The 15,903-nt window shown below is 73.7% G+C and carries 15 protein-coding genes; 3 read left to right on the top strand and 12 right to left on the bottom strand.

Annotation, left to right across the window (positions count from 1 at the left end; translation table 11 throughout):
• Positions 1 to 19: 19 nt before the first annotated feature.
• The 3 genes from ACERUN_RS00355 to ACERUN_RS00365 form a co-directional block, all read right to left on the bottom strand.
• Positions 20 to 1,366 carry a class II 3-deoxy-7-phosphoheptulonate synthase gene (locus tag ACERUN_RS00355; RefSeq protein ID WP_370287550.1) on the bottom strand — a complete coding sequence of 449 codons (1,347 nt, stop codon included), beginning with the start codon at positions 1,364 to 1,366 and terminating at the stop codon, positions 20 to 22.
• Between the two features lie 74 nt (positions 1,367 to 1,440).
• Positions 1,441 to 2,919 carry an APC family permease gene (locus ACERUN_RS00360; RefSeq protein WP_370287551.1) on the bottom strand — a complete coding sequence of 493 codons (1,479 nt, stop codon included), beginning with the start codon at positions 2,917 to 2,919 and terminating at the stop codon, positions 1,441 to 1,443.
• Positions 2,920 to 3,039: 120 nt separating this feature from the next.
• Positions 3,040 to 5,373, bottom strand: a complete 2,334-nt coding sequence (locus tag ACERUN_RS00365) for a methyl-accepting chemotaxis protein (protein ID WP_370287552.1) — start codon at positions 5,371 to 5,373, stop codon at positions 3,040 to 3,042.
• A gap of 240 nt (positions 5,374 to 5,613) precedes the next feature.
• On the opposite strand from ACERUN_RS00365, the gene ACERUN_RS00370 reads away from it, so the two are divergent.
• Entirely contained in the window at positions 5,614 to 6,429 is an 816-nt protein-coding gene (locus ACERUN_RS00370) for a DUF1028 domain-containing protein (RefSeq protein WP_370287553.1), read from the top strand.
• 17 nt (positions 6,430 to 6,446) lie between these two features.
• Here ACERUN_RS00370 and ACERUN_RS00375 read toward each other — a convergent pair whose 3' ends face one another.
• From ACERUN_RS00375 to ACERUN_RS00390, 4 genes are read right to left on the bottom strand one after another with little or no spacing between them, the layout of a single operon-like run.
• Positions 6,447 to 7,397 carry a hypothetical protein gene (locus tag ACERUN_RS00375; protein ID WP_370287554.1) on the bottom strand — a complete coding sequence of 317 codons (951 nt, stop codon included), beginning with the start codon at positions 7,395 to 7,397 and terminating at the stop codon, positions 6,447 to 6,449.
• A 25-nt stretch (positions 7,398 to 7,422) separates the two neighbouring features.
• A complete protein-coding gene (locus ACERUN_RS00380; protein ID WP_370287555.1) occupies positions 7,423 to 8,088 on the bottom strand; it encodes a response regulator in 666 nt (221 codons plus the stop codon).
• 20 nt (positions 8,089 to 8,108) lie between these two features.
• Entirely contained in the window at positions 8,109 to 9,305 is a 1,197-nt protein-coding gene (gene macS, locus ACERUN_RS00385) for a MacS family sensor histidine kinase (protein ID WP_370287556.1), read from the bottom strand.
• Positions 9,306 to 9,316: 11 nt separating this feature from the next.
• On the bottom strand, positions 9,317 to 10,045 hold the full coding sequence (locus ACERUN_RS00390) for a lysophospholipid acyltransferase family protein (RefSeq protein WP_370287557.1): 729 nt from the start codon (positions 10,043 to 10,045) through the stop codon (positions 9,317 to 9,319).
• Between the two features lie 162 nt (positions 10,046 to 10,207).
• Here ACERUN_RS00390 and ACERUN_RS00395 point away from each other — a divergent pair, with 162 nt between their 5' ends.
• Positions 10,208 to 10,996 (top strand): alpha/beta hydrolase, encoded by a 789-nt coding sequence (locus ACERUN_RS00395; RefSeq protein WP_370287558.1) that lies wholly within the window; start codon positions 10,208 to 10,210, stop codon positions 10,994 to 10,996.
• A gap of 9 nt (positions 10,997 to 11,005) precedes the next feature.
• Positions 11,006 to 11,593 (top strand): hypothetical protein, encoded by a 588-nt coding sequence (locus ACERUN_RS00400; protein WP_370287559.1) that lies wholly within the window; start codon positions 11,006 to 11,008, stop codon positions 11,591 to 11,593.
• A gap of 28 nt (positions 11,594 to 11,621) precedes the next feature.
• Here the strand turns inward: ACERUN_RS00400 and ACERUN_RS00405 are convergent, their stop codons facing one another.
• The 5 genes from ACERUN_RS00405 to ACERUN_RS00425 are packed head-to-tail and all read right to left on the bottom strand — an operon-like array spanning position 11,622 to position 15,845.
• Complete coding sequence (locus ACERUN_RS00405; protein ID WP_370287560.1) at positions 11,622 to 12,581, bottom strand: ROK family protein; 960 nt, start codon at positions 12,579 to 12,581, stop codon at positions 11,622 to 11,624.
• A 13-nt stretch (positions 12,582 to 12,594) separates the two neighbouring features.
• A complete protein-coding gene (locus ACERUN_RS00410) occupies positions 12,595 to 13,560 on the bottom strand; it encodes an ROK family glucokinase (RefSeq protein ID WP_370287561.1) in 966 nt (321 codons plus the stop codon).
• Positions 13,557 to 14,135, bottom strand: a complete 579-nt coding sequence (locus ACERUN_RS00415; protein ID WP_370287562.1) for a hypothetical protein — start codon at positions 14,133 to 14,135, stop codon at positions 13,557 to 13,559. Before ACERUN_RS00415 ends, ACERUN_RS00410 begins: the two co-directional genes overlap by 4 nt.
• Positions 14,132 to 15,391 (bottom strand): ArsA family ATPase, encoded by a 1,260-nt coding sequence (locus ACERUN_RS00420; protein ID WP_370287563.1) that lies wholly within the window; start codon positions 15,389 to 15,391, stop codon positions 14,132 to 14,134. The genes ACERUN_RS00415 and ACERUN_RS00420 overlap by 4 nt, the downstream gene beginning before the upstream one ends.
• Positions 15,392 to 15,398: 7 nt before the next feature.
• Positions 15,399 to 15,845 carry an SRPBCC family protein gene (locus tag ACERUN_RS00425; protein WP_370287564.1) on the bottom strand — a complete coding sequence of 149 codons (447 nt, stop codon included), beginning with the start codon at positions 15,843 to 15,845 and terminating at the stop codon, positions 15,399 to 15,401.
• Between the last annotated feature and the right edge of the window lie 58 nt (positions 15,846 to 15,903).

The following is a 15,903-nucleotide window of genomic DNA, read 5'->3' on the forward strand; positions in this document are numbered from 1 at the left end:
CGAGGCACGGCAGGGGCCGTCAGGCGCGGCGCAGCATCTCTGCCACGAGGAAGGCCAGCTCGAGCGACTGAACGCGATTGAGGCGCGGGTCGACGACCGACTCGTAGCGGTGCGCGAGCCCCTGCTCGTCGAGCTCCTCGCCGCCGCCGATGATCTCGGTGACGTCGTCGCCGGTGTTCTCGACCAGGATGCCTGCGGGCACCGTGCCCAGCGCGCGGTGGACGTCGAAGAAGCCCTGCACCTCGTCGACGACGTCCTCGAAGCGACGGGTCTTGTAGCCGTTGGACGCCTCGAAGGTGTTGCCGTGCATCGCGTCGCACACCCAGGCCACGTCGACGCCCTCCGCGGTGACCTTCTCGACCAGCGGCGGCAGACCGTCGCGGATCTTGCCGGCACCGAAGCGGGTGATGAAGGTGAGGCGGCCGGGCTCGTTGGTGGGGTTGAGCTTCGCGGCGAGGGCCAGCGCGTCGTCCGCGGTGGCGGTGGGGCCGAGCTTGCAGCCGATGGGGTTGGAGATGTGGCTGAAGTACTCCACGTGCGCGCCGTCGAGCTGGCGGGTGCGCTCACCGATCCAGACCATGTGGCCCGAGACGTTGTAGGGCTTCTCGGTGCGCGAGTCCACGCGCGTCATCGCGTGCTCGTACTCGAGCAGCAGCGCCTCGTGGGAGGAGTAGAAGTCGACGCGGTGGAACTCCACGGGGTCGGCGCCGATCGCCTTCATGAAGGTGAGCGCGCGGTCGATCTCGGCTGCCATCGCCTCGTAGTGCTGGCCGACCGGCGAGTTGCGCACGAACTCGGAGTTCCAGGTGTGCACCTGGCGCAGGTCGGCGTAGCCGCCGGTGGTGAAGGCGCGCACGAGGTTCAGCGTGGACGCGGAGGCGTGGTAGACGTCGAGCAGGCGCTGCGGGTCGGGGCGGCGCGAGTCGGGGGTGAAGTCGAAGCCGTTGACGGCGTCACCGCGGTAGGCCGGCAGCGTGACCGGGCCCTCGGGGGTCTGCCGGGTCTCGACGTCGGACGAGCGCGGCTTGGCGTACTGGCCGGCCAGGCGACCGACCTTGACCACCGGCACGGAGGCGGCGTAGGTGAGCACGACCGCCATCTGCAGCAGCACCCGCAGCTTGTTGCGGGTGTTGTCGGCGGTGGCGTCGACGAAGGTCTCGGCGCAGTCGCCGCCCTGGAGCAGGAACGCCTCGCCGCGACTGGCCGCGGCGATCTTCTGCTTCAGGCCGTCGCACTCGCCGGCGAACACCAGCGGAGGCAGGGTGCGCAGCCGCTCGACGACGGCGGCCACGGCCGCGGGATCGTCGTAGGTGGGCTGCTGCTTCGCTCCGATGGCGTGCAGCTGCTCGAGGGACGGGATGTTCACACTCCCAGCCTACGGCGCGCGCGGGCTCGCGGCGTCCTCGCCCCGGTGGGTGTGGACGCCGCGGCCCGCGGCGATCAGCGCGGGGTGCCGCTCCCGTCGGGGAGGTGGTCGTCGGTGGGGTCGATGTCCATGTGCTCGATGTCGGCGAAGTGGCCGCCCTCGGGCTTGTGGAACAGGCGCGTGACGGCCCACAGCACGAGGCCGAGCAGGAGCAGGCCCCCCGCGATCTTGTACTGGATCAGGTCGGCCTCGAGGCGGGCCCACGGCCCGAGCAGGTACGCGCAGGCGAGCGCGCCGAAGATCGGCACCAGGATCGGCGCGCGGAAGCCGGTGGTGGGCTCGCGGCGCAGCACCAGCACGCACACGTTGACGATCGTGAACACCACCAGGAGCAGCAGCGAGGTGGTGCCCGACAGGGCAGCCACGATGGTGCTCTCCGAGGCCAGGCGCACGTAGGTGATGAGCGCGAACGCCAGCAGCGTGGTGAAGGCGATGGCCACGTAGGGCGAGCGCCGCTTCGGAAGCACTCGGCCGAGCACCGGCGGGAGCACGTTCTGTCGCGCCATGCCGTAGATGAGGCGGCTGGCCATGAGCATGTTGATGAGCGCGGTGTTGGCCACGGCGAACACCGTGAGGAACGGGAAGATCTTGTCGATGGGGAGGTCCGGTGCGCCCGTCTTCACGACGTCGATGAGGATGCCGGCCTCGGCGTTGGTGGGGGTCGCGATCCGGTCGGCCGGGATGACCGCCACGACCGAGATCGACACGAGGATGTAGATGATCACGGCGATGCCGAGGCCGGTGAACATCATCTTCGGGAAGATGCGCTGGGGGTCCTTGGTCTCCTCGACCATGTTCACCGAGTCCTCGAAGCCCACCATCGCGAAGAAGGCGATGGCGGTGGCCACCGTGACGGCCATGAAGAGGTTCTTGTCGTCGGCGCTCTCGAAGACCGTGACGCGCGAGAGGTCGCCGTCGCCCTGGCCGATCACGACGAAGCCGATGATGATCACGATCGCCAGCGCCGTCATCTCCACCAGCGTGAGCACGACGTTGAACTTCACGCTCTCGCCGACGCCGCGCAGGTTGATCGCGGCGAGCAGCAGCATGAAGCCGAGGGCCACGGCCAGCACGAGGCCGTTGCCCGGCTCGTCCACGCCGAAGCCGATGAGCAGGTTCGAGGCGAGCAGGCCCGAGGACGTCGAGGCGCTGGTGATGCCCGAGCACACCACGGTGAAGGCCACCAGGAACGTGACGATGTGGACGCCGAACGCCTTGTGCGCGTACAGCGCGGCCCCCGCCGCCTGCGGGTACTTCGTGACCAGCTCGAGGTAGGAGTAGGCCGTGAGCGTGGCGATCGCGAAGGCGACCACGAACGGCAGCCAGGCCACGCCGCCCACCTGTCCGGCGAGGCGACCGGTGACCGCGTAGACGCCGGCGCCCAGGATGTCGCCCACGATGAAGAGCAGCAGGAGCCCCGGGCCGAGGACCCTCTTGAGTGACGGCTGCTGGTCGTGCTGGTGAGCGGTGGCTCCGGTGGTGTCGGTCGACATGATTCCCTTCCTGCCCGAGCGGCGTGGGTTCGGTGCGGCTCCACCTTGTCGCACCTGCCCCGGAAGGGGAAGCAGCGGGGGTGGGCCCGAAGCTCGGACCCACCCCCGTTACCCCTGATCTCAGACGGTGAACCGCTCCACCAGCGCCTGGAGCGCCGCCGCCAGCGAGGCGAGCTCGGTGGCCGACCGTGCGGTGTCCTGGGCACCCACGCGGGTCTCCTCCGCCGAGCCCGACAGGGTGTTGACGTCGGCGTCGATCGCGGTGGCACTGCCGGCCGCCTCGGTGACGTTGCGGGCGATCTCGTTGGTGGTGGCGGTCTGCTCCTCCACCGCGGAGGCGATCGTCGACTGGATGTCGTTGATGCGCCCGATCACGTCGGCGATCTCGCTGATGGCGCTGACCGCGTTGGAGGTGTCGCCCTGGATGGCCTCGATGCGGCGGCCGATGTCCTCGGTGGCCCGCGCGGTCTCCTTGGCGAGCTCCTTGACCTCGTTGGCCACGACCGCGAAGCCCCGACCCGCCTCGCCGGCGCGTGCGGCCTCGATGGTGGCGTTGAGCGCGAGCAGGTTGGTCTGCTGGGCGATCGAGGTGATCACCTTGATGACCTGGCCGATCTCGGCGCTCGACTCGCCGAGGCTCGACACCGTGCCCTGGGCGGAGGACGCCGTGTGCACCGCGCCCGTGGCGACGGTGGCGGCCTCGGTGGCGTTCTGCGCGATCTCGCGGATCGAGGCGGTCATCTGCTCGGCGGCGGAGGCCACCGACGAGATCGCGGCGCTCGCCTGCTGGGAGGCGTCCGAGGCCGACGACGCGCGGATCGCGGTGGCGCCGGCGCCGTCCTCCATGGAGCGGGCCAGGCCCGTGAGCTGCTCGGCGGCGACGGCCAGGGTGTGCGCCGTGGAGCCGATCTCGGTGACGCTGCCGCGCAGGGTCTGCAGGAAGCCGTTGAAGGCCTCCGCGACACGGCCCGTGGCGTCGTCGCTGGTGAAGGGGACGGTGGCCGTCAGGTCGCCGGCAGCGGCCTGCTCGACCGTCGCCAGGATCAGGTCGACCCGCTCCGCGAGCTGCGCTGCCGTGGCCCGCTCCGCCTCCGCGGCCTCCTGCTCGGCCTGTTCGCGCAGCAGGTTGGTGATCTTCGCCGACACCAGCCGGCCCACGTTGCGTAGGCACTCCAGGCGCTGCTCGGCGGGCTCGATCATCTCCGTGACGAAGAAGTCCATCGTGCCGATCACCTCGCCGCCAGCGGTGATCGGGAAGCACACGCCTGACTTCACGCCGACCCGCTGGGCCACGGGCGCTCGCACGCAGTCGGTCATCTCGCCGAGGTCGCGGACGAAGACGAGGTCCTGGCTCGCCCAGGCGCGACCGGAGAGTCCGACGCCGCGGGCGAAGGTGGCCTCCAAGGTGACGCGCCGGAACTCCGGACCGGCGTCGCCGGACTCCTCGGCGAAGCGGAGCGCGTTGGTCTCGGGGTCGATGCGCCAGAAGGAGCCGTAGGCCCAGCCGAACTCCTCGCGCACGGCCTCCAGCGCGCGGCGGGCGGCGTCTTCGATGCTGTCCGCCGCGTTCACCGCGCTCAGCACCCGGTTGACCGCTGCGGCGTCGCGGGCCGCCTCGGCGAGGGCCTTCTCGGCGCGCAGCTTCTCGGTGACCACCTCCCAGGTGGCCATGGCGCCGACATAGGTGCCATCGGCGTCGGTGATGGCCGAAACGTTGAGGTCGAGCACCTCCGGACCGACGTTGATGTTGGCGCGCCGCGGCAGGTGCTTCGCGGGGTCGGCGAGCAGACCGCGCTGGTAGGCCGGGTTGGAGTGGAAGATGTCGAGGCTCGAGCCCACGACCTCGTCGGCCTTCACCGGCAGGTGCTGTTCGAGTCCGCGCAGGGTCTCGAGCGAGCGCGGGTTCATGTAGGTGATCACGAAGTCGCGGTCGGCGTACATCATGTTGGTGGGCGCCTGCTCCATCATCGAGGTCATCCGGCCCACCTCGGCGGCCAGGCGCAGCTTCTCGGTGATGACGTCCCAGGTCGCCATCGCGCCGACGTAGCGGCCGCGGTCGTCGTGCAGCGCGGTGATGCGCAGATCCAGGGTCTCGGGGCCAACCTGGATGTGGGACTGGCGCGGCAGGTGCTTCGCAGGGTCGGCGAGAAGTCCACGCTGGAAGGCGGGGTTCTTGTGGAAGATGTCGATGGTGGAGCCCACGACCTTGTCCGGCGCCACGGGCAGCCAGTCGGCGAGCGAGCGCAGGGCCTCGAGCGAGGCGGGGTTGACGTAGGTGATGACGAGGTCGCGGTCGGCGAGCATCACGCGGCCGGGGATCTGGTCGAGCACGTCGGGCAGGCTGCGCAGGTCGACCGAGCCCTGCTTCCTCGAGCCCGTCGTGGCGGCGCTGGTGCCGTTCATCGGTGCGTTGCTGGCCGCCGTCTCGTCGGAGCGGTCGGAGGTCAAGGTCATGGCGCTCATCCCTTCGCTTACCGGCCGGTCCCCCCCAGGGCCGGCGCGTGCCGTGTCGGCGGTGCAGAGGCACCGCTCATCCACCCGAGCAACCAAAGGCATCGGCCACGAGGAGGCGGCCCTGAGGAGGTCGACCAGAGGCCAAGGTCCCGATGTGCGGTGTCCGGACGGGTCGTCGTGCTCGCCGATCGACGCCCCCGCCCGATCGGCTGCTCGGGCGAGCGGCACTACCGTGGCGCCATGACCTTCTCGATCGTCGCCCGCTCCTCCGACGGCAGCACCTGGGGCGTCGCCGTCGCCTCCAAGTTCCTCGCCGTCGGCTCCGCCGTGCCGGCCGCGGTGGCCGGCGTGGGCGCGATCGCGACGCAGGCCGACGCCAACGTGGCCTACAAGGGCCTCGCGCTGGCCCACCTGGACGACGGCGCGACGGCCCCGATCGCCCTCGACCGCCTCCTCGAGGAGGACCCCGGGCGCGACCACCGCCAGGTGGGCATCGTCGACGTCGACGGTGGCGCGGCGAGCCACACCGGCCAGGCCTGCATCCCGTGGGCCGGCGGTCGCACCGGCGACGGCTACGCGGTGCAGGGCAACTGCCTCGCCGGCCCCGAGGTCGTCGAGGCCATGGAGGCCGCCTGGCTGGGCAGCGACCCGGAGGCGCCCCTGCAGGGCCGCCTGCTGGCCGCGCTGCGGGCCGGCGACGAGGCCGGCGGCGACAAGCGCGGTCGACAGTCGGCGGCGCTGCTCGTCGTCCGCGACGAGGCGGGCTACGGCGGCCTGGACGACATCGCTGCCGACCTGCGCGTCGACGACCACCCGGCACCGATCGACGAGCTCGCGCGCCTGCTCGACCTGCACGAGCTCTACCTCGTGGCCTCCACCGAGACCGAGCGGGTGCCCGTGGACGACGCGCTGCGCGCCGAGCTCGCCGCCTTCGCCGAGGCCGCCGGCCACCCGGACTTCACCACCTGGGTGGGCACGGAGAACTACGAGATGCGCGTGGCCGCCGACCTGGCCTGGATCGACCGCCGCATCCTCGCCATCGTGCGCGCCGGCTGACCTCGCGGCCCACCCGCTCAGTCGGGGCGGTCTGCCTGCTCCAGACGCTCGAGCGCCGCCCGCGCCGCGGCGAGCTCGGCCGCCGCCGTGCGCTGCTCGGCCCCGGCCGCCTCCTGGGCCTCCTCCGCCTCCGCCTGTTCCTCCTCGAGCGCCTCGGCGTCGTCCTCGAGTTCGGCGAGGCGCCGGCGCAGCTCGTCGATCTCGGCCTCGATCTGCAGGGACCGCGCGGCGAGCCGCTCGACCTCGTCGGTGGCCTCGGCCAGCGCGGCGGCCGCCCCGGCGTCGCGCTCGGTGGCGGTCTCCACGCGCTCACGTGCGGCCTCGAGTCGCCGTAGGGCGGCCCCGGGGTCGTGGACGACGCGCAGCGCCGGCACCTGCCCGCCGGCCGGAGCCTCGGGCGCCTCCCGGGGCGTCGCGTGGTGACCGAGCGCCTCGGGCAGGGCGAGCGCAGCGTGCAGGTCGGCGTCCTCGACGGGGGTGAGCCCGGTGGTGCGCAGGGGCGTGACCAGCAGCCCGCTGGCGAGGGCGCGCGCGCAGCCGGCGTCGAGCATCGCGGCCGTGAGCGTGGCCTCGACCTGCTCGGCCACCGCCTCGGTGACGCGCAGCCCCTCGGCGGCCGCGAGCCGGCGTGCACCCGTGGTCACCGCGGCTGTCACCTGCCGGCGCTGGCGGGTGAGTGCGCGCAGTTCACCGGCCGCCATCGCCTCCTGCGCCTCTCGCAGGGCGGCACCCACGCTGATGAGCTGCTCGACCTGCGCCGGGTCGCGCCGCACCAGCAGGTCGACCACCCAGGCGGCGCTGGACGGCCTGCGCAGCGCCTTCAGGCGGGCGGCCAGCGGAGTTCCTCGTGCCTCCCGCACGCGTGCGTCACGGGCCGCGGTGAACTCTCCCGGCGCGAGGGCGTAGAGCTCGTCGGCGACGGCGAGCAGCGTGCTGCTCAGTGCGGCGTCGCCCTCCCCGTCGCTCATCCCATCCACGCGCCGCGCCGGTCCCTCAGTCGTCGTCGGGGCCGTCGAGCCCCTGCTCGATCGCGTAGCGGGTGAGCTGGACGCGGTTGTGCATCTGCAGCTTGCGCAGGGTGTTCTGCACGTGGTTCTGCACGGTGCGGTGCGAGAGCACGAGGCGCTCCGCGATCTGCTTGTAGGAGAGCCCCTTGGCCACCATGCGCAGGATCTCGACCTCGCGCTCGGTGAGCCGCTCCCCCGGCGGCGCCGGCGGCTGGTCGGGCGCGGTCATGCGTCGGAACTCTCCGAGCACCAGCGCGGCGAGGCCCGGGGTGAAGACGCTGTCGCCGGCGGCGACGCGCCGCACCGCGGCCACGAGCTCGGCGCTGGAGGCGGACTTCACCAGGTAGCCGGTGGCGCCGGCCTTCACGGCGGCCAGCACGTCGTCCTGCTCGCCGGAGGCCGAGAGCACCAGCACACGCGACGAGGGCGCCTCCGCGAGCACCGTGGCGGTGACCTCGACGCCCGTGGGCTCCGGGATCTGCAGGTCCAGCACGACCACCTGCGGCTGCGTGGCGCGGAAGCGGTTGATGGCCTCGGTGCCGGTGCCGGCGGTGGCCACCACCTCGAGGCCCGCCGCCGCCAGGTCGCGCTCCACGGCGTCACGCCACAGCGGATGGTCGTCGACCACCATCACCCGGATCGGCTCGGTCATGGCGCCGACCCTAGCGGGCCTCACTGGTGCGCGACCGACCCGCGCGCCACGGTGAAGGTCCACTCGGTGCCGTGGGCGCCGGTGTCGAGGCTCGCCCGGCCGCCGAGGTCGCGCACGCGCCCTCGGATCGACTCGCTGACGCCGAGACGCCCCTGCCGCTCGGCGTCCTCGAGGCGGCCGGGGGCGATGCCGGGCCCGGCGTCGCGCACCGACACCTCGACCTCGTCGCCGAGGTCGTCGAGCAGCACCCAGGCAGGTGCGTGCTCCCCCACGTGGCGGCGCACGTTGTCGAGGCAGGCCGCCACCACGGCCGTGAGCTCCGCGGTCACCTCCGCCGGCAGCAGCACCGCGCCGGCGGGCACGCCCACCTGCACCGTGCTCGTGGAGAGCGCGGCCAACTCTGCGGCGAGATCGGCCTCGGCACGCAGTGATCCCGCCTCGGGCCCGGCGGCGGTCGGCACCGGCACCCGGGGCGAGGCCTGGGTGCGGATCAGCGTGCGCAGCGCCTGCTCCTGCTCTCCGGCCAGTCGTCCGAGCGCGGCGGCCTCACCGCCCAGCTCGCTGCCCCGTCGCTGCACCAGCGCCAGCACCTGCAGCACCCCATCGTGGACGACGCGCGCCAGCCGCGCCCGCTCCGCCGCCGCCGCGGCGGCGCGCTGAGCCGCGTCGCGCTCGGCCGCCATCCGGGTCAGCGACTCCGCGACGAAGCCCACCATCGACCCGCACAGCACCAGCAGGAAGACGTTGCCGAAGTTCTTCTCCTCGATCCGCGAGCGGATGAGCAGGTCGACCGCACCGAGCACGGCGGCCGCGAGCGCCCCACCACGCCAGCCGTAGCGCACCGCCCACGCGAGCATCGCGCACAGGATCCAGAAGCCCGGGATGGTCGCCGCGAAGCCGGGCCCCTTCACGACCGGCGTCAGCAGGAGCAGAGCGAGGGCCAGCGCGAGGTCGGCGAGCAGCACCGCAGGCACCCGGCGATGGGAGGACGCGTACACGGCCGGCAGCACCACGCTGGCCACGACCATCGCGGCGATGCAGGCCCATCCGGCGACAGGATGGTCGAAGTTGTTGCGGTAGGCCGTGACCGCGACGGTGTAGACGACGACCACCACCCGCACCACCGCGAGGGCGGCGAAGAGCCGGTCCTCGACCGCGAGCGCGGCGCGGGTGCCGTCGGCGGCGCTCGGCCGGGGCCCCGGCGCTGCGTCGGACACCGGCGGAGCGGTCAGGACGCGAGCGGCCGGGCGTCGCCGTCGCCGTCCTCGCCCCGCGCGGCGCGCTTGGCTTCGGACTTGGCCTTGGCGGCGTACATGTCGACGTACTCCTGGCCCGAGAGCCGCATGATCTCGTACATGATCTCGTCGGTGACCGAGCGGAGGATGAAGCGGTCGTTCTCGAGGCCGGCGTAGCGGCTGAAGTCGAGCGGTGCGCCGATCCGCACGGCCGGACGGGTCCAGCGGCCGATCTTCTTGCCCGGGGGCGCCACGACGTCGGTGCCCACCACGGCCACGGGGATCACCGGCACGCCGGTCTCCAGCGCCAGGCGGGCCACGCCGGTCTTGCCGCGGTAGAGGCGGCCGTCGTGCGAGCGGGTGCCCTCGGGGTAGATGCCGAACAGCTCGCCCTCGCCGAGCACGCGCTTGGCCGAGACAAGAGCGCCGGCGGCGGCGTTGGCGCTCTCGCGGTCGATCGGGATGTTGCCCGTGCCGCTGAAGAACTGCTTCTGCAGCCAGCCCTTGAAGCCGGGGGTCGTGAAGTACTCGGCCTTGGCCACGAAGGTGACCTTGCGCGGGGAGACGAGCGGGAGGAACAGCCAGTCGGCGTAGGAGAGGTGGTTGCTCGCCAGGATCGCCGGCCCGTCGGTCGGGAGGTTCTCGACGCCCTGGACGCGCGGGCGGAAGACCACCTTGAGCAGCGGACCCAGTGCCACGAACTTCAGGAACCAGTACAGCAACGGATGCGCACCTTCCGTGGGGGCCAGCCCCGGCCGAGTCGGGACCCGTCCGCGAAGGCCGGTCGGGCCGGCCACGCCGCAGGCGACGTCGCCGTGAGCAGCCTAGTGCCTGGAGGCGGTCGCGGTCGCCCCTGCAGGCGCCGCGTCGGGCATGATCGCGCCATGGCCACCGCACCCGACTCGCCGACCTCACCCCTCATCGTCGCCGCCCGCCCCGAGCTCACCGGTGGACGACGCGTCGGCGTGCTGCTGAGCCACGGCTTCACCGGCTCGCCCTTCTCGATGCGCCCGTGGGGCGAGCACCTCGCCGCGCTCGGTTACGGCGTGCGGGTCCCCCTGCTCCCGGGACACGCGACCTCGTGGCAGGACCTCAACCGGCATCGATGGGCCGACTGGTCCGGGGAGGTGCGCCGCGCCTACGACGCGTTGCGGGCCGAGCACGACGTCGTCGTGGCGGGAGGGCTGTCGATGGGTGGCGCCCTCGTGCTGCGCCTGGCCGCCGACGTGGGCGCCGACCTGGCCGGTGTCATGGTGGTCAACCCAGCGCTGGCCACGCGCCGCCTCGACGTGAAGCTGCTGCCCGTGCTCAAGCACGTCGTCGCCTCGTTCCCGGCCATCGCAGGCGACATCAAGAAGCCGGGCGTGGTCGAGCACGGCTACGACCGCACCCCGCTCAAGGCGGTCCACTCGATGATGCAGGCGTGGCCCCGGCTGGTGACCGACCTCGGCGGCGTCACCTCCCCCCTGCTCTACTTCCGCTCGCCCGAGGACCACGTCGTCGACGACTCCACGGAGCCGCTGGTGATGCGTGGCGTGGCCACGACCGACATCACCCGCGTCGAGCTGCCCGACAGCTACCACGTGGCCACCCTCGACAACGACGCCGCGCGCATCCACGAGGAGTCGGCGGCCTTCATCGCCCGGGTGGCCGGGCTGGGGACGAGCGCCTAGGCTGACGGAGTGACACGGGAGCACCCGGAGGACCCCGAGGCCGACCGCGCGGTCGAGCCCGGCGACGCAGCCGACGCCGCCGACGCGAGCACGTCCGCCGACGCAGCCGACTCGGGCCCATCCCCCGACGGCGACCACGACGCCGCCTGGGCGGCCATCGTGGCCAACTACGGCGACTCCGTGCTCGGCCCCGTGGCCGACTCGCCCGCCGAGGCGGCCGCGACCGGCGACACCTCCGCGGCCGAGCCGACGGCAGCCGACGCCGCGCGGCTGCGACGCCTGTTCCGCCCCGTCGACCCGCGCGACGCCGACGACGCGGTCGACCCCGACCTCGATCCCTTCGCCACCGCCGACGACGACCGCTTCGTGCCGCCGACGCCCCCGCCCGTCCCACGCCCGACGCCCGATCGTCTCCTGGCCTGGGGCGGCGTGCTCGGCGCCCCCGCTGCGCTGCTGGTCCTGGTGGTGCTCGGCATCGACCTCTCGCAGCTGGTGATCACGGGGCTGGTCGGCTGGTTCCTCATCGGCTTCGGCTACCTGGTGGCCACGATGCCCTCGGCCCCTCGCGACCCCTGGGACGACGGCGCGCAGCTCTGAGGCCGCACTGGCCGCACTGACCTGGGGCTCAGCCTCGTCCGTCGCGCGCCAGCAGCGCGGCGCCGATCGCGCCCGCCTCAGGGCCCAGCGCGGCCGGCACGAGGGGCGGCACCGGGCGGTGGTCGGTGCCCTGCAGTGAGGTGCGCAGGGCGACGCGGGCGGGCTCGAGCAACAGGTCGCCGACGCTCGCCACTCCGCCGCCGACCACGACCAGCTCGGGGTCGTAGGCCGACACCAGGCCGGCCACGCCGACGCCCAACCAGGTGCCCACCGAGCCGAACGCCTCGCGCGCCACGCCGTCCCCGCGCCGGGCCCGGGCGGCCACCTCCGGGCCGTCGAGGTGGCGTCCCAGCGCCACCCGGGTCACCCTCTCGAGCGCCCGGCCACTGCAGTACTGCTCCCAGCAGCCGCGCAGCCCGCACTCGCACGCCAGCCCGTCGGGCACCACCTGGACGTGGCCGAACTCCCCGGCCAGCCCGTGCGCACCGCGGACGACGCGCCCCCCGAGCACCAGCGCCCCACCGATGCCGGTGCCCACGGTCACCAGCACCACGTCGTCCACGCCTCGCGCGGCGCCGGCGCGCACCTCGGCGTAGGCAGCGCAGTTCGCATCGTTGTCGAGGACGACGCGCACCCCGGTGCGCTGCTCCAGTCGGGCGCGCACGGGGGCGTCGCGCCACGGCAGGTGGGCGCCGAAGAGGTAGGTGTCGCCGGCCCGGTCGACCAGGCCGGCGGCCGACACGCCGATCGCGGCGATCGGCCGGCCGCCGGCGGCCTCCAGCGCCGCCTCGGCCACCGCGACCTCGACCGCCTCGGGGGGCGCCTCGCGTCCCGGCATCGGGCGGTAGGCCACCGCGGCGACCGCCGCCTCCCCGGGATGGTCCGTCACCGCGCCGCCCGAGCCTTCCGCCGCGAGGCGGACCGCGAGCACCTTGGTGCCGCCGACGTCCACGCCGACGTGGCACCCGGTGCCCGCGGTCGTGGTCACGGCGGCCTCGCGCTCAGTTCCGGGCCAGGTCGGCCGCACCCACCATGCCCGCCCGGTTGCCCATGGCAGCCGGGCGGATCTCGGCCTCGGGGCGGACTCCGCGCCCGGTGAGCTCGCGCTCGAAGGCCTCGCGCAGCGGGCCGAGCAAGAGGTCGCCGGCATCGCTGACGCCGCCGCCGACGACGACCACCCCCGGGTCGAGCACCGCCGCGAGCGAGGCCACGCCCTGCCCGAGGGCGTCGCCGAGCGCGGCGAGGGCGGCGACGGCGAAGGCGTCGCCGTCGTGCGCAGCGGTCGTGATGAGCGGGCCGTCGATCTTCTCCACGTCGCCGCCCGCCCGTTCCAGCAGCGCGGCCGAGCCGGCCTCCCCCGCCGCGACCGCGGCGCGGGCGTCACGTACAAGGGCGGTGCCGCTGCCGTACTGCTCGAGGCAGCCGTGGTTGCCGCAGCCGCAGAGTCGACCGTTCGGCACGAGTCGCAGGTGGCCGATCTCACCGGCGACGCCATGGGCTCCCCGCAGCAGGCGCCCCGAGGCGATGACGCCGCCGCCGACGCCCGTGCCGACGGTGACCATCAGCTGGTCGTCGTGGTCGCGACCGGCTCCGTGCCGGAACTCGCCCCATGCCGCGACGTTGCCGTCGTTCTCGACCACCACGGGCAGACCGATCAGCCGGGCCAGGTCGGCACCGAGCGGTTCATTGCGCCAGGCGATGTTGGGCGCGAACAGCACCGTCGAGCGGTCGGAGGCGATGTAGCCCGCCGCCCCCACGCCCACGGCCTCGACCGGGTGGTCGGCGGTCAGCTGGGCCACGAGCCCGGCCACCGCGGTCTCGATCGCCGAGGGGTCGGTGGCCGGCGAGGTCACCCGCGCCTCCGCCACCACGGTGCCGTCGGCGTCGACCACGGCACCGGCGATCTTGGTGCCGCCGATGTCGATGCCGCAGGTGAGGGCGCCGGCGGCGGCTCCGGTGGTGGTCATGGCGTGCTTCCTGGTCGTTCGGGGCCGGGCTCGTGAGATTCGGGCTCGTGAGATTCGGGCTCGCGGGGATCGGGGCGGTGCGGCGGGGAGTCCCAGGGGCCGCCGTCGTCCAGGTCGATCCTCTCGACCGAGGGTCCACGAGGCGACGTCGACGCGCCGTCCGCGCCGGACGGGTCGCCCGGCGGGGGCGGGAGGGTCTCGAGCAGACCGGCCGCCGCCTGCAGCAGCGAGGACGCCGCACTCGTCAGGTGGGCGCGCACGTCCGGCGAGGTCTGGCGCACGGCGTGCACGACCCGGCAGATCGGGCAGTAGCGGCACTCGGCCGCGTCCGTGGCGAGGTGGTCATTGATCTCCTGGGCGAAGGACGACGCCTGGCCGGCCATCGCCCCCGCGGCCGAGGCGGCGTCGCCACCGTGCTGGCGGGCGAGGTCGGCGAAGACGCCCAACAGCTTCATCGCCTCCTCGCCGACACTGCCGATGTCGGCGCCCGGGGTCCCCGTCGGGCGGTCCGGGCCGTCCGGGCCGTCCGGACCGGCGTCGCGCCCCGCCCCGGGGGTCTCGCGCTCGTCGCTCATCGGCGTCCCCCGCTCCGGACGACGCCGGTGGCCCCGGTGGCTCCGGTGAGCCTGCCGGGCTCAGCGGGCTCGACCGACCCTGCGGGTTCAGTGAAGCGGACCTGCAGCTCGCCGTCGACGACCCGGGCCCCGGCGACCCGCAGCCGCGCCAGACCCGGTGGAAGCGTGAGCAGCCGGCGGTGGGAGCCGACGGTCATCACGAGCTCGTCGCCGTTGCGGGCGAGGTCGACCTCGGCGCGGCTGACGAACGGCAGGGCGAGACGCGCGAGCGCGCCGCCCCCGTCGAGGCGCTCCACCTGGAAGGGTCCCTCGCCGGACGGCGGCGCGAGCGGGTCGTCGGTGACGTACAGGCTCTCGGCCAGCTCGCGCAGCGCATCGACGCCGACGGGCTCCTGCGCGCGATAGGCCGACGTCCACACCGGCAGGTCGGTGAAGCTCTCGGCCACCTCGGCGAGCACGGCGTCCTGCGCGCGCACCCAGCCGGCGACCCAGGGGTCGGTGGCCTCGCGCGGGAAGACGCGGTTGGCCACGACCCCGTCGACGCGGTAGCCGTAGAGGCACAGGCTGGTGAAGGCGCGGCGCGCCTCGGCCAGCACCACCTGCTCGGGTGTGAGCACCAGCCGCACGCTGGCGCGGGGCCCGGTGAGCAGCGCGTGGACCTCGTCGAGCTCGGCGTGCAGGCGGGTGACCGCGTCGAAGACGCCGTCGCCCGGCATCGGCACGCCGGCGGCCCGGTTCAGCACCGGCCGCAGGGCCCGCACGAGGCGCCGCTGGATCGGCAGGAGTCGCTCGATGTACCAGCCCAGCGCCTCGGGCAGCGCCAGCAGGCGCAGGGTCTCGGCCGTGGGCGCGCAGTCGACGACGATGACGTCCCACGCGCCCGAGCGGGCCTGGCGCCGCAGCTCGAGCAGCGCCAGCACCTCCTCGGCGCCGGGGATCACCGTCATCTCCTCGGCTGCGACCGGGTCCATCCCGGCGGCGTCGAGCACGCTCAGCAGGTAGCGCTGGATGTCGGCCCACGACTGCTCGAAGCGCAGCTGGGGGTCGACCTGCTGCAGGTGGAGGTGCGGCGCCACCTCGACCGGCTCGGCCGCGCGGGCCGGGGCCTCGGCGTCGCAGGCGTCGGCGAGCGAGTGGGCGGTGTCGGTGGAGATCACCAGGGTGCGTCGTCCACGCGCCGCCGCCATGGCCGCGGTGCCCGCGGCCACCGACGACTTGCCGACACCGCCCTTGCCGGTGAAGAGGATGATCCGCACGCCGCGCTCAGGCGCCGGTCTCGACGCGCTTCTTCAATCCCTTGAGCGCGGTGTCGATGAGGATCTTCTCGCCCTTGCGCTTGAGCATGCCGATCAGCGGGATGCTCACGTCGAGGGCGAGGCGGTAGGTGACCTCGGTGGAGCCGGGGCCGAGCTCGCGCAGCACGTAGGCGCCCTCCAGCGAGCGCAGCATCTTGCCCTCGACGAGGGTCCAGGTCACGGCGCGATCGGCGTCCCAGGTGTAGGCGAGGGTGTACTCGTCCTTGATGGGCGGCACGTCCAGGGCGAAGAACACCTCGCGGGCGCGGGCCGGCTCGCCGGCATGGCGCGAGCGGACCTCGGCCCGCATCACGCCCTTGGCCCAGGCGGGGTAGGACTCGAAGTCGGCGATCACGGCCATCACGGCGGACGCGGAAGCGTCCACGACGATCGACGAGGACGTCTGTTCGGCCATGGCCGGAAGGCTACCGGACCTCCTGCGCGCTGCGCCGCGACCCCGGACACCTGTCACC

This window comes from Nocardioides sp., from assembly GCF_964229035.1.
In the GTDB taxonomy this organism is placed as follows: domain Bacteria; phylum Actinomycetota; class Actinomycetes; order Propionibacteriales; family Nocardioidaceae; genus Nocardioides.

What these genes read in the sequence shown, in the direction of transcription:
- ACERUN_RS00360 (WP_370287551.1), bottom strand. Translation starts at nt 2,919, where the DNA reads ATGTCGACCGACACCACCGGAGCCACCGCTCACCAGCACGACCAGCAG.
- ACERUN_RS00365 (WP_370287552.1), bottom strand. Translation starts at nt 5,373, where the DNA reads ATGACCTTGACCTCCGACCGCTCCGACGAGACGGCGGCCAGCAACGCA.
- ACERUN_RS00370 (WP_370287553.1), top strand. Translation starts at nt 5,614, where the DNA reads ATGACCTTCTCGATCGTCGCCCGCTCCTCCGACGGCAGCACCTGGGGC.
- ACERUN_RS00375 (WP_370287554.1), bottom strand. Translation starts at nt 7,397, where the DNA reads ATGAGCGACGGGGAGGGCGACGCCGCACTGAGCAGCACGCTGCTCGCC.
- ACERUN_RS00380 (WP_370287555.1), bottom strand. Translation starts at nt 8,088, where the DNA reads ATGACCGAGCCGATCCGGGTGATGGTGGTCGACGACCATCCGCTGTGG.
- ACERUN_RS00395 (WP_370287558.1), top strand. Translation starts at nt 10,208, where the DNA reads ATGGCCACCGCACCCGACTCGCCGACCTCACCCCTCATCGTCGCCGCC.
- ACERUN_RS00410 (WP_370287561.1), bottom strand. Translation starts at nt 13,560, where the DNA reads ATGACCACCACCGGAGCCGCCGCCGGCGCCCTCACCTGCGGCATCGAC.
- ACERUN_RS00415 (WP_370287562.1), bottom strand. Translation starts at nt 14,135, where the DNA reads ATGAGCGACGAGCGCGAGACCCCCGGGGCGGGGCGCGACGCCGGTCCG.
- ACERUN_RS00425 (WP_370287564.1), bottom strand. Translation starts at nt 15,845, where the DNA reads ATGGCCGAACAGACGTCCTCGTCGATCGTCGTGGACGCTTCCGCGTCC.